Raw genomic sequence first — 14,509 nt, 5'->3', positions numbered from 1 at the left:
GGACTCCGGGAGGACGCATATGTGGCTTATGCTCAGGACCGCCGTGAGGCGGATACATGAAAAAAGAGAAAATATGAAGCGGAGCAGGTTCAGCAGAGCGCTGGGCCTGCTTCTTGTCGTATCGGCGCTGGGCGCCGGCGCGGCGGCCTGCGGATGGAGCCGGGATGAGGCCGTGCTGCTCCGGCAGGCGGCGGAGACCAGAAACTTGCCGGAAACCGAAGCCGAGGGGGAACAGGCGCTCCGCGGAGAAAACGAAATCGCCGGAGAAGCGGAGAAAATCATGGTGTTTGTCTGCGGAGCAGTCCGCCGCGAGGGGGTCTATGAGCTTCCGGACGGGGCGCGTGTGTATGAGGCCGTCAAAGCGGCGGGCGGCTTTTCCGACGATGCGGAGCAAAGCTGGATCAATCAGGCGCTGGTTCTTCGGGATGCGGATGAGCTGCGGGTGCCGACCCGGGAAGAGGCCGAAGAATGGCGCTCGCAGGGACAGGACAGCTCTGGAAGCGCTCCGGATGGAGGGTCCCGATTTCCGGGAGAGAGCGATGCGGGGCGGCAGGGGGTGACTCCCGGCGTGCGCAGCGCTTCTAAGGAAGAAAGTTCTGCGGCCTCCGGGGATGGCGCCGGCGGCAGGATCAATCTCAATACGGCGGATGCGGCGCAGCTTATGACCATTCCCGGCATCGGCAAGGCAAAGGCGGAGGCGATTCTCTGCTACCGGGAGCAGAACGGGCTCTTTCATTCCGTGGAGGAGGTGATGAAGATCCGCGGAATCAAGGCAGGACTCTTTGAAAAGATGAAGCCGTATATCGGCGTTGAATGAGACCGGGAGGACGGCGAGCGGGGGAGGCGTGGGGGCAGCGCACCGGTCCGCATCAGTCTTTTTGAAAAATCTTTCGGAAAGTCGCTCCCGGCATCCCAAAAGGCGGTGCTTCGGATGTATAATGAATAAAGCCGGGCGCCATAAATGACGGCGGATCAAATGGCAGTCTGCCGCCCGGCGGGAAAGAGATGAGAGCGGAAAAGCATGCGCACGCACTGATTGTTTTAGAATGAAAAGTGCCCCGGCACAGAGGGAGCAATGGCAAAGATTCTGGTTGTAGACGATGAAAAACTGATTGTAAAGGGGATCCGGTTCAGTCTTATGCAGGACGGATACGACGTCGAGTGTGCCTACGACGGAGAAGAGGCTCTTCAGAAAGCGAAAGAGACGGCGTTCGACGTGATTCTTCTGGATGTCATGCTGCCGAAGATGACCGGCTTCGAGGTCTGTCAGCAGATCCGTGAGTTCTCGTCGGTTCCGATCATCATGCTGACGGCAAAGGGCGAGGATATGGACAAGATCCTCGGTCTTGATTACGGCGCGGACGATTATATCACGAAGCCCTTTAATATTCTGGAGGTCAAGGCGCGCATCAAGGCGATCATCCGCCGGACGGCCGCAATCCGCCGGGCGGAGGAGACGGTCCGCAGGGCCGGAGAAAAGGCCGCCGGGCAGAATATGCTCGAGAGCGGTGCCATGAAGCTGGATGGGGAGAACCGCCGTCTTTATATTGCGGAAAAGGAGATCAACCTGACCAGCAAGGAATTTGAGCTTCTGGAGCTTCTTGCGCGCAATCCGGGCAAGGTTTACGGGAGAGAAAAGCTGCTCCGTGACATCTGGGGAGAGGACTTTCCCGGCGATGTGCGGACGGTTGACGTCCATATCCGCCGGCTCCGTGAGAAAATCGAAGCCAACCCGTCGGAACCGCGCTATGTGCAGACCAAGTGGGGGATCGGCTATTATTTCCGGGTGCAGCAGTAAACACAGCATTTCACAGCGGAGCAGCAGATGTCACAGAAATTACTCCGGTTCTACCGCAGATCGAAGCTGCTTCGAAGTCTTCGGCCGCGTATTTTTCTTACAATTTTTCTCGCAGGCATGATACCGTGTCTGATACTTCATGCCGGGATCACATCGAGCTATGAGAGCCGGGCGGTTGCTCTGCGCACCTCTGACGTGCAGACGCAGATGAAGGTTCTCGCCAATCATCTGATTTATTACAACTACATGAGCAGTCCGGGGAGAGACACCATCAACGCGGAGCTCGATCAGTTTTCGACGCTGAATGACGGGCGTGTGCTCGTGATCGACGACCATCTCCGGGTGATCAAGGATACCTACGGGATCTCCGAGGGAAAAACCATGGTTTCCGAGGAAATCGTGAACTGTCTCGCCAAGGGGAGCGAGGGCTCGGCGGTCTCCTATGACAGGACGGAGGGTTATATCGAGGTGGTCACGCCGATCAGCGAGACAGCGTATCTCGAGGGCGGCGATTTCTTTTCAGGGGGGTCTGAGGACGAGCTGGTCCGCGGCGTTCTGCTCGCCAGCGTCTCGACGGATTCCATCGTTCAGACAAGAAATATTCTCGACCGCAAGGCGACGCTTATCGAGATCATTGTTCTGCTTGCGATCTTCTCACTGGCACTTGTTCTGTCGCATGTCATGGTACAGCCGTTCAACCGGCTCACCGCCTCCATCAACGACATCAAGGAGGGCTATTCCAGCGAGCTGGTGCAGGAGCCGGCATACTGGGAGACGGAGCATATCGTGGGCGCGTTCAACCGGGTTCTTCTCCGGATGCGTTCGCTTGACGAGAGCCGGGAGGAATTTGTCTCGAATGTTTCCCACGAGCTGAAAACGCCGATGACCTCTATGAAAGTTCTGGCGGATTCGCTGCTTCAGGAGGAAAATGTTCCGGCGGAAATGTACCGGGAGTTTCTTCTCGACATCGATCAGGAGATCGACCGCGAAAACCGCACGATCAGCGATCTTCTGAATCTTGTCAAGATGGATCGGGGCACGGCGCGGCTCAGTCTCAGCACCGTAAAAATGGGAGAGCTGGTGGAGATGCTCTGCCGCCGTGTGCGGCCGATTGCGCAGAAACGCGATATCGAGCTGACGCTCGTCAGCGAGCGGGAGGTGATCGCGGAGGTCGACGAGGTCAAGATCACCATGGCTCTCAGCAATCTGATCGAAAATGCGGTCAAATACAACAGGGAGCACGGCAAAGTGGAGGTGACGCTGGATGCGGATCACCAGAACTTCACTGTGACGGTCCGGGACACCGGCGTCGGAATTCCCGAGGAATCTCTCGACAGGATATACGACCGCTTCTATCGCGTGGACAAGTCGCGGAGCCGCGAGGTGGGAGGAACCGGACTGGGACTTTCCATCACAAAAAATGCCATTCTGATGCACCGCGGCCGTATCGATGTGACGAGCCGCCTCGGAGAGGGGACGGTTTTTTCCGTGACGGTGCCGCTGCGGCAGGGCAGCAGCGGGGAGGACCGCAAAGCGCAGCTTGATAAGACGCTGACGCTGCCCTCTGTGAAAGAAATCGAAAAGGAGCTGAAGCGTCAGCAGGAGCAGTCGACATGATGCGAGACAGAATCCGCGGAATGCTGAATTTCATACAGAGCAGAAAGCCGTCTGCGGCGGCGCTCGGTATCTGCGTTCTGGGCTTTGCCCTGATGCTCTTTGTTCTGCTGTCAGCGATGCGCGGCGATCCGGAGCCAGGAGAGCGTGCGCTCAGCTCGTCGGTGGTCACGGATGCCTCGAACGGAGCTTCCGTAAAGATATATTATCTCAGTAAAAATATCACGAGCATCGTTCCCGTGAGCTATGTGCCGGAGGACACATCGACGGAGGGCATGATCGATGAGCTTCTCGCGCAGCTTTCCCGCGAACAGGATCAGATCGAATACGTCTCACCGATCAGCGGTTTTTCTCTTCTTGGCAGAACGCTGCTCAACGGGAATCTCACGCTGGACTTCACGGCGGAATATCACGGTCTTGACGTCATCCGTGAAATTCTTTCCCGCGCGGCGATTGTCGATACGCTGGCGCAGGTGAACGGCGTACGCACGGTCACATTCGAGGTTGAGGGGCTTCCTCTTGCGGATGACCGGGGGGAGCTGATCGGCCCGATGTCCGCAGAACATTTTGTGTTTAATCTGGGCAAGGACATCAATTCCTATGAGAAAGCGCGCCTCCATCTGTACTTTGCGGACAAGGAGGGCGATTCGCTGGTGAACGTCAACCGGACGGTGATCTACAACAGCAATATTTCCATGGACAAGCTGATTGTGGAGGAAATCCTGAAAGGTCCGAACGGATCGGGCATCTATCCCACGGTGAATCCGGAGACCACGCTCATCAGCGTGACCAGCCGGGACGGCGTGTGTTATATCAATTTCGACAAGGCATTTCTTTCCAACCCCAATGCGGTGACGGCGGAAGTGTCCATCTATTCTATCGTCAATTCTATTACGGAGCTTGCCGGTATCAGCAGGGTCCACATCTCCGTTGAGGGAGATGCGGCGTACAGCTACATGGATACGCTCTCTCTCAAAACAGCCTTTGAACGCGATCTTTCCATGGTGGAGGACGCAGAGGACTGACGCAGACGCCGTGACAGGAGTCTGCGTCAGTCCGATCTCAGTATTTCATTTCAGGTGCCGTGTATGCGAAGACCGCTTTGTACTGTTTCGCTGATACTGGCTGCTGTTCTGTTTATTATTCTGGCACTATCGCCGCCTGAGCCGTATCCGTTTGCGGCATGGGATGGAAAAACCATCACGGTGAGCGGGATCGTGTGCGCCAAGGAGCCAAAGGGCTCCGCGGACGGCACAGAATTCCTGCAGCTTACGCTGAGAGAAATCGCAGCGGAATGTGATGAGCCGGATCCGATATCCGCCGCGCCGGGAGAGGCTTTCCGTGCGCAGGGAGAAACGCCTGAGAGCTTTCCCTGTGCACAGGGGGCGATTGCCCGGCTCTCTGGGAAGGGCGCCGCGCTCCGCACAGCGGATGCGGCGCTGCCGATCGGTTCTTGGGTGCGGCTTGCCGGGACGCTCCGCTGCTTTCCGCAGGCGACCAATCCGGGAGAATTTGACAGCCGCAGCTATTATCAGACGCTCAGAATTTCATTTCGTATTGACGATGTCCGGATTCTCTCGTCGGAGGGCTCCGGCGCTCCTGTCGGCGTTGCGCTGTATCGGATCAAGCGCGCCCTTGCCCGTATTCTGGAGCACTGCGCATGGAGCGAAGAGGATGCCGGAATCCTGCGCGCCATGCTGCTCGGGGAGCGGGGAGGGCTCCCGGAGGAGACGCGCGAGCTCTATAAGGAGAGCGGCATCATCCATATCATTGCGATTTCAGGACTTCATATTTCGATCCTTGGAATGGGACTGTTCCGCCTCCTGCTGCGCGTGCAGAAAAGATTTCTTCCGCTGCGCTTTCTTACGTGGCAGGCGCTTGGTCCGGCGCTGATTTCCGTCAGCTTTATGCTTTTCTACGGAAATATGACGGGCATGAGCAGCTCGTCGGCCCGCGCCGTGATCATGTTCTGTTTTCATATGGGAGCGCTTCTGTGCCGCCGGACATATGATCTGTCGACGGCGGCCGCAGCGGCTGCGGCCCTCATTCTGACCGCCGAGCCGCGCTGTCTGTGCAGCGCCGGCTTCCTGTTCTCGTTCGGGGCCGTTGCGGCCATTGCGGTTCTGATGCCGGTATTTCAGTCAAGGGGCATGAAAGCGCTGTCGATTCCTCTTGCGACGCTCCCCGTCTATCTCCATTTCTATGGCCTGTTTCCTGTATTTTCTCCGCTCCTCAATCTGTTTGTGCTGCCTTTGATGACGGCTCTCATGCTCGGCGGGCTGGCGACACTCTTTCTCGGCGGGCTGTATCTTCCCCTCGGACGTCTCCCGGGTTTGCTGTGTCACGGAATACTCTTTTCTTACCGGAGTCTGTGCCGGTTCAGCATGGCTCTGCCGGGCTGCCGGCTGATCTGCGGAAAGCCGGAGCCGTGGGAAACGGTGCTCTTTTTTGCCATGCTGCTTGTGCTGATTCTGATGGAAAGGAGAAGATGGAGGCTGCCGGAGCTCTGGAAAGCGCTCTGGGTGCTCGCGGCGGTGCTGCTGCTTTTTCATAGAGACCGCAGCGGGCTGGAGCTCCATATTCTGGATGTCGGACAGGGAGACGGTCTTGTGATCTGCGCGGACGGCGTGAATATCATGATTGACGGCGGCTCGGTCAGCAAAAGGGATACGGGAAAATATCAGATCGAGCCGTTTCTGCATTCGGTCGGCGCGGGACACATCGATCTGGCGGTGCTGACGCATGACGATACGGATCACTGCAGCGGCCTCATTGCGATGCTGGAGGACGGCTATGATATCCGGCGCGTGGCACTTCCGGTTCTGCGTGCGGAAAAAGGGAAAGGGCAGGAGACGGACGGGAATTATCAGAAAATCACGGCGCTGTGCCGGGAGAGAGGCATTCCGATCTGTTTTCCGGAAAGAGGGGATGAGCTGTTGTTCCCGCGCTCGCCGCGCCTCCGTATGCTCTGCCTGCATCCGTCTGCCGCTGCGTCCTATGAGGGGGCGAACGAGGGATCGCTTACCTTTCTCCTTCGCTATGGAAGCTTTACGGCGGTGCTGACGGGGGACCTCGAGAAGCGGGGAGAAGAGGACTGTCTTGCGTTTCTGATAGAGCGAGGGCTTCCGGAAGAGGGCGGGATCACGGTGCTCAAGGTCGGACATCACGGGTCGGGCGGCGCAAGCTCGGCGGAATGGCTCTCGCAGCTCTGTCCCCGCACAGCGGTGATTTCCTGCGGAAAGAACAACCGTTACGGCCACCCGGCTGCGGAGACGCTGCGGAGGCTGGAGGAGGCCGGCTGTGAAATCCTTGAGACACGGCAGGACGGGGAGATCTGTTTTTCGACGGACGGCAGGCGGCTCCGGACGGAACGCTTTTTGCGGTGACGCTTTCCTGCTGTTGCAGCTGAGCTTGAGCTCTGCGTGAAATCTCCGCGTGGCAATCTGAGAAAAATCCCGTTACAATAGACTCTGGCAGGATTCGTCCGCCGGCGAGGAGAAATATCGGTTCCGCCGGGACGGACTTTTGTGCGGAGAATAGGTTTTACGGAGGCGGGATTCAGAATGATGGGCTGCTATGGCTGGATTCCCAGATATGTGAGCGGCGGCGCCGTGCTCTGGGTGTTTGAGCTTCTGCGCGTTCTGCAGCGGCTGCGGAGGAGAGCCGGAGGGGAGGAGAGCCGGCTTTCCTCCGTTTCCGGGCAGGCGGCGCGGGACGCGTATTTCGGCGAGCCGCTCAGAGGAAAGAGGTACATCGAATATCAGAGCCGCTGCGCCGGAATTCGCTTCGGACTCTTTTCTATCGCCTATTCCGGCTGTGAGATCATTGCATTGTATAATATTCTTGAATTTTACGGCGCGGAGCATGAGAGCTTCCCGGAGTTGATCGCTGCCGTCGAGAGGGACGGCATGGTTCTGGACGGCCGGTGGGGAAGCTCGCCGCGGGCCATTCTCCGTCATCTTGAAAGGCGTGGCTTTTCGGTGCGCGAGGCGCTGCGGGAGCCGGATTTTTCCGGGGCGCTGAAAAGCTATGACAGTTTTCTGCTTACCCTGTATAATGATAGGGATGATATCCGCCGGCAGATCCATACGGTCTGTATCACACGCGAGGGCGGAGCGCTCTGCATCCACAATGCGGCGGACAGCGGAATAGTGCGGCTCTCCGGGGATTCAGGCATGGCGGAGCTGACAGCGGCTTTTCCGGGAGGACGGGCAAAACCGATACTCCTTGCCGGAATTGCCTGGGCAGGGGACAGATACAGGCATGGCAGGACATGACAGGAAAGAACCGCCTTTTCTCGAGCGGCTGGCAAAATTTAACGAGGTGCTTCAAATCGGCGCGTTTACGCCGTATTTTATTGTTTACGGGGAACAGGCGTATCTCAGGAATCAGAGCCGGGATGCAGTAAGGGAGGCGCTCCTTGACGGCGGGGACCCGCAGATGAACTGCGCGGTTTTTACCGGCAGCGATTTTACGGCGCGCGAGGTCATAGACCTCGCGGAGACGCTTCCGTTCTTTGCTCCCCGGCGCGTGATTCTCTTTGAGAGCACCGGGCTCTGGGGCCGGGAGATGACGCAGGAGGCGGACGCGCTTGCAGATTATTTCGGCACGCAGCCGGAGACCACTTTTTTTGTCTTTTCAGAGCCCGGCATTGACCGGAAGCGGCGGCTTTACACGAAAATGGCGGGCGGAAAGGCCGGCGGCGCGTCGATCCTTGCCTGCGAAAATGTGGAGGACGCCACGCTCCGGAAATGGATACAGGCCCGCCTGCGCAGGGAGGGGAAAACGATTGACGGCGCGGTGCTCGCCCTGTTCCGGCAGTATGCCGGGGACGATATGATGAATATAGCTTCCGAGACGGATAAGCTGATCAGCTTTCTCGGAGACAGGCAGGCGGTGACGTCCGAGGATATTCGGGCGATCTGCACACCGGTGGTGCAGGATCGTATTTTTGAGATGATCGACGCGATTGCGGGGGGCGAAAGGGATCGCTCCATGGGAATCTATATGGATCTCATCCGCCTGCAGACACCTCCGCAGGTGATTCTTTCTCTGCTGCAGAAGCAGTACAACCGCCTGCTTCAGATCAGGGAGCTGCAGAGGCAGACACAGGATACGGCAGAGATTGCGCGCGTGGTCGGCCTGCCCGTCTGGATGCTCCGCCGCCTGTACCCGCTTGTCGGACGGTACCGGAGCGCCGCACAGCTTGAGCGGATTCTGGATGCCTGCGTACAGGCCGACGCGGATTACAAGAGCGGGCAGATGACGGATCGGATTGCGCTGGAGGCATTGATCACGGCGCTGTGAGCGAAAAGTGCTGTTACGCAGTGGGACGGCATGAGCCGCAAAGCGGCTCGCATCTCTGTGCGCCGGCGCAGGACGCTTGCGGCGCGTGCCTCGCAAAAGACGCTTCGGTATGGAGGATTAATATGACGGAAGAAATAGAAGCTGTGCAGAGAGAACCCCGGCCTCAGGAGCTGTACCGGCATTTCAGGGGAAAGCTGTATCAGATCGTGACGCTGGCAAAGGATTCGGAGACCGGGGAGACAGCGGTGGTTTATCAGGCCCTTTACCCGCCCTACGGCGTATGGGTGAGAAAGCTCTCGGATTTCTGCGCTCGTCTTGAGCCCTCGCGCTATCCGGACGCAGAGCAGCGCTTTCGCTTTGAGCGAGTGCTTTCCGGGGAGGAGAGCGGGGACGGGGAAGCGCGGGGCAGACAGGCTCCGCCGGAGACAGAAAAGGCGGCTCTGGAGACAGACGAATCCCGGCCGGATGCGGGAACGGTTCAGCCGGTGCCCGGCGAGCCTCAGCCCGTTCTTGATCCCATGCTGGAAAAATTTCTTGACAGCGCCTCCCCTGAGGAGCGACTGAATATTCTTATGGCGCTGCGGGGGCGGATTACGGATGAGATGATCGATACCATGGCGATCGCCTGCGGTCTGGAGATCGAGCCCGGCGATATCTCCGTGCGCTGGAACGATCTGCGCGAATGCCTCCTTACCATCGACAGATATGAGCAGAGCAGGAGCCGTTTTGAATAGGGAGGGAAGCGCCCCGTCCATCCGCGTCCTGCTCAGCTGGTATGACGGTCATCGCCGTGTACTGCCGTGGCGGGAGGAGCCGACGCCTTATCATGTCTGGCTGTCGGAAATCATGCTCCAGCAGACCCGCGTGGAGGCGGCGCGAGGATATTACGAGCGCTTTCTTGCGGCGCTCCCGGATATCAGAGCGTTGGCGGAGGCACCGGAGGAGCAGTACATGAAGCTCTGGGAGGGGCTTGGCTACTATTCCCGCGTGCGCAATCTTCACAGGGCGGCGGTTCAGATCATGGAGGAGTACGGCGGGGAGATGCCCGCGGATGCCGCCGAGCTGAAAAAGCTTGCGGGAATCGGGCGCTACACGGCAGCTGCGGTGTCTGCGATTGCGTTCGGACGGAGAGCGGCGGCCGTGGACGGCAATCTGCAGAGGATCTTTACCCGGCTCACGGGCTATCGGCAGAACATCAAGTCCGCCGCGGCGCTGTCGGCCGCCGAGATATTCTGGACGGCGCGTATGGATGAGGGGGCAGAGGAGTTCCGGAATGCTGACGGGAGCCCGCTCGAGGCGCCCGGAAGTCCCCGCAATTACTACGGCGACTGCAATCAGGCCTTGATGGATCTGGGCGCGGCGGTCTGCCTGCCAAACGGCGGGCCGCACTGCGATGAGTGCCCGTGGGAGCATGCGTGCGTTGCCCATGCGGAGCACTGCGAGAGCAGGCTGCCTGTTCTGCCGAAGAAAAGGCTGCGGCGGGTTGAGGAGAGGACGGTTCTTGTCATACGGGACGCGGAGCGCACAGCGCTGCGAAAGCGCCCGGCAAAGGGCCTGCTTGCGGGGCTTTATGAACTGCCGAATACGGAGGGCTGCCTGAATGAGGCGGAGGCGCTGGAATATGTCCGTTCTCTGGGGCTCAGCCCTCTTCATATCCGCGGCATCGGACCGGCGAAGCATGTGTTTTCTCATGTGGAGTGGCATATGACAGGTTATGAGGTTCGTGTGGATGAGCTGGAGGAGCGTGCGGCGCCGGGGCTTCTTCTGGTGGAGACGGCAGAGGCGCTGACCCGGTATTCCATCCCGTCGGCCTTTGCGGCCTATGCGGAGTATGCAGGCATCCGGGGGAGCCGCCCTGCCGGAAAGAAAAAAGCACCGGGAGACACACCGGCCGGTTTGCATTGAAGCCGGAATCGTTTTTGGCCGCAGTCTCGGAACCGCCTGCGCGGATTTTGAGATGCGTCCTGCTAAGCTGCTTCGGTATGGAGGATGTTTATGAAATTATTATCGGTGGCAATTCCCTGTTACAATTCAGAGGCATATATGTCGAAGTGCATCGATTCGCTTCTGACCGGCGGGGAGGACATGGAAATCATCATCGTTGACGACGGTTCACAGGACGGGACGGCGGAGATTGCTGACCGCTATCAGGTTATGAATCCGAACATCGTCCGCGTCGTTCACAAGGAGAACGGAGGCCACGGCTCCGCGGTGAACGCCGGACTGGAGGCCGCGACGGGGCTCTACTTCAAGGTGGTGGACAGCGACGACTGGGTCAAGGATACGGCGCTTGCGCAGATTCTTGAATATCTGCGCTCCGTGGCGGGTACAGCGCCCCAGCTCGACATGCTGATCTCGAATTTTGTCTATGACAAGGTGGGAGAAAAGCGTCACAAGGTCATGCAGTACCGGCGCTCGCTGCCTGTCGGACGCATGTTTACATGGGCGGATGTAAAGCGCTTCCATAAGGGCCACTATATCCTGATGCACAGTGTGATCTACCGGACGGGACTTCTTCGGGAGTGCGGGATCCGCCTGCCGGAGCATACGTTTTATGTCGACAATCTGTATGTGTTCCAGCCCCTCCCCTATGTGCAGAACATGTATTATATGGATGTGAATTTCTACCACTATTTCATCGGCCGGCAGGATCAGTCGGTCAACCAGCAGGTCATGATCTCGAGATTGGATCAGCAGATCCGGGTCAACAAGCTGATGGTGGACTATTACATCGATAAGGAGCACCGGACAAGGATCGGCTCGATGCCGATGTGCCACCATTATATGTACAATTATCTGGAGATCATCACCACGATCTCATCGGTTCTGGCGCTCTGCTCCTACACAAAGGAGGATATGGAGCGCAAGAAAGAGCTGTGGGAGTATATCAAGAAAAGGGATTTCTTCCTGTATTCCAGACTGCGCAGAGGGATCTTCGGCATTGCGATCAACGCGCCCGGAAAGGGCGGACGGGATATCACGGTCGGGGGCTACAAGATCGCGAGACATTTCTTCAAATTCAACTGATCTGAAATTCAACGGATCAGAAATCAGGCCGGACGGCCTCGGCAGCGTCCGATTTGACCGGGACCGGCCGGACGGAGCCGGCGGCACAGCGCCGGACAGTAGCGGCCGATGGAAACGCAATTCCATCGGCCGCTACTGTTATATTTTGTATCAATGAATATTTTACATATCAGCAGAGCTGTTTATCAGTGAATCAACTGGCGCTGTCTCCGGCGTCTTCTCCGGACAAGAGTTCCCTGCATATTGTAGCGTCCGGCAAAGGTGAAGCCCCAGCGGAAGCAGAGTACATAGGCTCCGGCTGCCATGGCGCAGGCACACAAGACATCAAAGACGCTGTGCTGCTTGATGAACATGGTGGAGAGCGAGATGGCCGCGCTCAGGACGACGCTCCCTGCCCGGACGGCATGAGAACGCAGCTTCTTTGAGCGACTACCGAGAATGCCGAACGCGACGCCGATCGAGTTGTACACATGGATGCTCGGGCAGAGATTCGAGGGCGTGTCAACCCGGTAAATATTCCCTACCATCCGTGTGAAGAGATTGTCGCGCGCAAATTCGGAGGGGCGCATGTACTGGATATTGGACCACAGGGTCGAGACGAGAAGAAAAGCCGTCATCCCGATGCACAGGAGCGAGGCCGTCCGGTGATACATCTCCCGGTCCGTGAAGTAGAGTACGATAACGGCGCCGGTCACGTAGAAGAACCAGAGGTAATAGGGAATGACGAAGACCTCGACAAAGGGGATGTAATCGTCGAGCGCGGTATGAATCACGGTATAATGCAGCCGGTTCATATGCTCGATGATGAAAAACCACGCCAGATAGACGGAGAAGAAAATCACCATCGGGATGAGGTCCTGCATTGACCGGCCGGCGAGCCGGAACTTCTGAAGAGTGCTGCGGCCGCCCTGCTGCTCCTTTCCGGATTTCCGGGAAGAGACACGGCAGACGGGCAGATGAGTTTTTTCAGAGCGGAATTTTTCAGACCTTGCTGTCATAGCGCAGAACAGACCTCTCCGGTGCTTTTCAATGGTTCGTGCTGATTGTAGCGCCCGGATGCGGATTAGACAATATTGAAATTGTCCAAATACTTCAATATTTATAGAAATTTCACAAACAGAACGCATAAGGACATGTGCGGAACGACAGGAGTGTCCGCGACAGAAAAACAAACATCCGCCTGAGGCTTGCAGAACCGGGGTTCATGTGATACACTTCGAGCTGCTGCAGCAACTGTGACGAGAAAAGGAGAGCGGCCGAGATGTATTCATTGGAAGAAGTGCGGATGAAAGATCCCGAAATTGCGCAGGCGATTGAGAGCGAGATGCAGAGGCAGAACGATCATATCGAGCTGATCGCCTCGGAGAATTGGGTCAGCAAGGCCGTTATGGCGGCGATGGGCAGTCCTCTTACCAATAAATACGCGGAGGGCTATCCGGGTCATCGCTATTACGGCGGCTGCCAGTGTGTGGATGTCGTGGAGGAGCTTGCGCGCGAGAGGGCGAAGAAGCTCTTTGGCTGTGAATACGTCAATGTTCAGCCTCATTCGGGGGCGCAGGCGAATCTTGCCGTCGAATTTGCGGTTCTGAAGCCGGGTGATACTCTGATGGGGATGGATCTGAATCAGGGAGGGCATCTGACTCACGGAAGCCCGGCCAATATATCCGGCGCATATTTCAATATCGTTCCCTACGGCGTCGATGAGAACGGCTGCATCAATTACGATGAGCTGATGGAGACGGCGCTGAAATACAGGCCGAAGATGATCATTGCCGGGGCCTCCGCCTATGCGAGAACGATTGATTTCGCGAAATTCCGCGAAGTGGCGGACGCGGTGCAGGCGGTTCTGATGGCCGATATTGCGCACATCGCCGGCATGGTTGCGGCGGGGCTTCACCCGAGCCCGGTTGGTGTTGCGGATATCATTACCACGACGACGCACAAGACGCTGCGCGGCCCGCGCGGCGGCATGATCATGGCTTCGCAGGAGGCCGCAGACAGGTATAAGCTCAACAAGGCGATCTTCCCCGGAATTCAGGGAGGCCCGCTGATGCACGTTATCGCGGGCAAGGCGGTCTGCTTCCGGGAAGCTCTGGAGCCGTCTTTCCGCGTGTACCAGCAGCAGATTCTGGATAATGCGCAGGCGCTCTGCGCAGGTCTTCTCCGCCGGGAAATCCGGATCGTTTCGGGAGGAACGGACAATCACCTGATGCTGGTGGATCTGACGAATTACGATATCACCGGCAAGGAGGCCGAGCGTTGGCTGGATGAGGCGCATATCACGGCGAACAAGAACACAATTCCGAATGAGCAGCGCTCTCCGTTTGTCACAAGCGGCATCCGTCTCGGCACCCCGGCGGTCACGACGCGTGGGATGAAAGAGGACGATATGGATACGATTGCGGAGGCCATCGCGCTCGTCATCCGTGAGAAAGAGGACGGTATTGAAAAGGCGAGACATATCGTCTCGGAGCTCACAAAGAAATATCCTCTTGCGTGACGGGAACGGGCAAGTTGTATCATTTTGCAGATACAGTTTTTGCAGCCGAGAAAGCAGAAGTCAATTGTATTATATTTTGCGACTTTACAGAATATTTAAGAATGAGTTGACATATAACAGACGATTACCTATACTACCTGTCTTTCGGACTTGAGAAAAAAAGTAGTGCTAAACCACGGTTTAGAACCTGTGGTTTAGCATTTTATTTATGGCCTCATTTCCGAGAAAATATGATGTCAGAGGAAGACCGGTTTCAGAAGCTA

12 protein-coding genes are annotated in these 14,509 nt (G+C 57.5%); 11 read left to right on the top strand and 1 reads right to left on the bottom strand.

The genetic code is table 11. From position 1 onward, the window contains the following. Positions 1 to 73 precede the first annotated feature (73 nt). The 10 genes from E0E20_RS04245 to E0E20_RS04200 all read left to right on the top strand — a co-directional run bounded on the left by E0E20_RS04245 (position 74) and on the right by E0E20_RS04200 (position 11,746). On the top strand, positions 74 to 817 hold the full coding sequence (locus tag E0E20_RS04245) for a ComEA family DNA-binding protein (protein WP_165443974.1): 744 nt from the start codon (positions 74 to 76) through the stop codon (positions 815 to 817). 258 nt (positions 818 to 1,075) lie between these two features. After that, positions 1,076 to 1,798, top strand: a complete 723-nt coding sequence (locus tag E0E20_RS04240) for a response regulator transcription factor (RefSeq protein ID WP_130836975.1) — start codon at positions 1,076 to 1,078, stop codon at positions 1,796 to 1,798. Positions 1,799 to 1,825: 27 nt separating this feature from the next. Next, a complete protein-coding gene (locus E0E20_RS04235) occupies positions 1,826 to 3,415 on the top strand; it encodes a sensor histidine kinase (RefSeq protein WP_130836974.1) in 1,590 nt (529 codons plus the stop codon). Next, positions 3,412 to 4,437 (top strand): GerMN domain-containing protein, encoded by a 1,026-nt coding sequence (locus tag E0E20_RS04230; RefSeq protein ID WP_130836973.1) that lies wholly within the window; start codon positions 3,412 to 3,414, stop codon positions 4,435 to 4,437. The genes E0E20_RS04235 and E0E20_RS04230 overlap by 4 nt, the downstream gene beginning before the upstream one ends. Positions 4,438 to 4,500: 63 nt before the next feature. Beyond that, positions 4,501 to 6,798 carry a DNA internalization-related competence protein ComEC/Rec2 gene (locus E0E20_RS04225; RefSeq protein ID WP_130836972.1) on the top strand — a complete coding sequence of 766 codons (2,298 nt, stop codon included), beginning with the start codon at positions 4,501 to 4,503 and terminating at the stop codon, positions 6,796 to 6,798. A 177-nt stretch (positions 6,799 to 6,975) separates the two neighbouring features. Next, positions 6,976 to 7,689: a hypothetical protein gene (locus tag E0E20_RS04220; protein ID WP_130836971.1), complete on the top strand. Its 714-nt coding sequence runs from the start codon at positions 6,976 to 6,978 to the stop codon at positions 7,687 to 7,689. Beyond that, positions 7,676 to 8,719: a DNA polymerase III subunit delta gene (holA, locus tag E0E20_RS04215; RefSeq protein WP_130836970.1), complete on the top strand. Its 1,044-nt coding sequence runs from the start codon at positions 7,676 to 7,678 to the stop codon at positions 8,717 to 8,719. The genes E0E20_RS04220 and holA overlap by 14 nt, the downstream gene beginning before the upstream one ends. Before the next feature lie 122 nt (positions 8,720 to 8,841). After that, the gene (locus tag E0E20_RS04210; RefSeq protein ID WP_130836969.1) at positions 8,842 to 9,453 is read left to right on the top strand and encodes a DUF1653 domain-containing protein; all 612 of its coding nucleotides are present in this window, start codon (positions 8,842 to 8,844) and stop codon (positions 9,451 to 9,453) included. Next, positions 9,446 to 10,624: an A/G-specific adenine glycosylase gene (locus E0E20_RS04205; RefSeq protein WP_242622654.1), complete on the top strand. Its 1,179-nt coding sequence runs from the start codon at positions 9,446 to 9,448 to the stop codon at positions 10,622 to 10,624. Before E0E20_RS04210 ends, E0E20_RS04205 begins: the two co-directional genes overlap by 8 nt. A 90-nt stretch (positions 10,625 to 10,714) precedes the next feature. Further along, positions 10,715 to 11,746 (top strand): glycosyltransferase family 2 protein, encoded by a 1,032-nt coding sequence (locus tag E0E20_RS04200; RefSeq protein WP_130836967.1) that lies wholly within the window; start codon positions 10,715 to 10,717, stop codon positions 11,744 to 11,746. A gap of 185 nt (positions 11,747 to 11,931) precedes the next feature. Here the strand turns inward: E0E20_RS04200 and E0E20_RS04195 are convergent, their stop codons facing one another. Next, a complete protein-coding gene (locus E0E20_RS04195) occupies positions 11,932 to 12,591 on the bottom strand; it encodes a phosphatase PAP2 family protein (RefSeq protein WP_165443973.1) in 660 nt (219 codons plus the stop codon). Positions 12,592 to 13,007: 416 nt separating this feature from the next. Between E0E20_RS04195 and glyA the strand changes: the two genes are divergently transcribed. Next, positions 13,008 to 14,246 (top strand): serine hydroxymethyltransferase, encoded by a 1,239-nt coding sequence (gene glyA / locus E0E20_RS04190; protein WP_130836965.1) that lies wholly within the window; start codon positions 13,008 to 13,010, stop codon positions 14,244 to 14,246. The last annotated feature ends 263 nt before the right edge of the window (positions 14,247 to 14,509 follow it).

The organism is Lachnoclostridium sp. Marseille-P6806 (assembly GCF_900625025.1).
In the GTDB taxonomy this organism is placed as follows: Bacteria; Bacillota; Clostridia; order Lachnospirales; family Lachnospiraceae; genus CAG-791.
This window is presented reverse-complemented; position numbering and strand designations above follow the sequence as displayed.

Excerpts from the sequence above, each read along its gene's own strand:
- glyA (WP_130836965.1), top strand. The coding sequence starts at position 13,008 with ATGTATTCATTGGAAGAAGTGCGGATGAAAGATCCCGAAATTGCGCAG.
- E0E20_RS04225 (WP_130836972.1), top strand. The coding sequence starts at position 4,501 with ATGCGAAGACCGCTTTGTACTGTTTCGCTGATACTGGCTGCTGTTCTG.
- E0E20_RS04200 (WP_130836967.1), top strand. The coding sequence starts at position 10,715 with ATGAAATTATTATCGGTGGCAATTCCCTGTTACAATTCAGAGGCATAT.
- E0E20_RS04245 (WP_165443974.1), top strand. The coding sequence starts at position 74 with ATGAAGCGGAGCAGGTTCAGCAGAGCGCTGGGCCTGCTTCTTGTCGTA.
- holA (WP_130836970.1), top strand. The coding sequence starts at position 7,676 with ATGGCAGGACATGACAGGAAAGAACCGCCTTTTCTCGAGCGGCTGGCA.
- E0E20_RS04230 (WP_130836973.1), top strand. The coding sequence starts at position 3,412 with ATGATGCGAGACAGAATCCGCGGAATGCTGAATTTCATACAGAGCAGA.
- E0E20_RS04220 (WP_130836971.1), top strand. The coding sequence starts at position 6,976 with ATGATGGGCTGCTATGGCTGGATTCCCAGATATGTGAGCGGCGGCGCC.
- E0E20_RS04235 (WP_130836974.1), top strand. The coding sequence starts at position 1,826 with ATGTCACAGAAATTACTCCGGTTCTACCGCAGATCGAAGCTGCTTCGA.
- E0E20_RS04210 (WP_130836969.1), top strand. The coding sequence starts at position 8,842 with ATGACGGAAGAAATAGAAGCTGTGCAGAGAGAACCCCGGCCTCAGGAG.
- E0E20_RS04195 (WP_165443973.1), bottom strand. The coding sequence starts at position 12,591 with ATGGTGATTTTCTTCTCCGTCTATCTGGCGTGGTTTTTCATCATCGAG.
- E0E20_RS04240 (WP_130836975.1), top strand. The coding sequence starts at position 1,076 with ATGGCAAAGATTCTGGTTGTAGACGATGAAAAACTGATTGTAAAGGGG.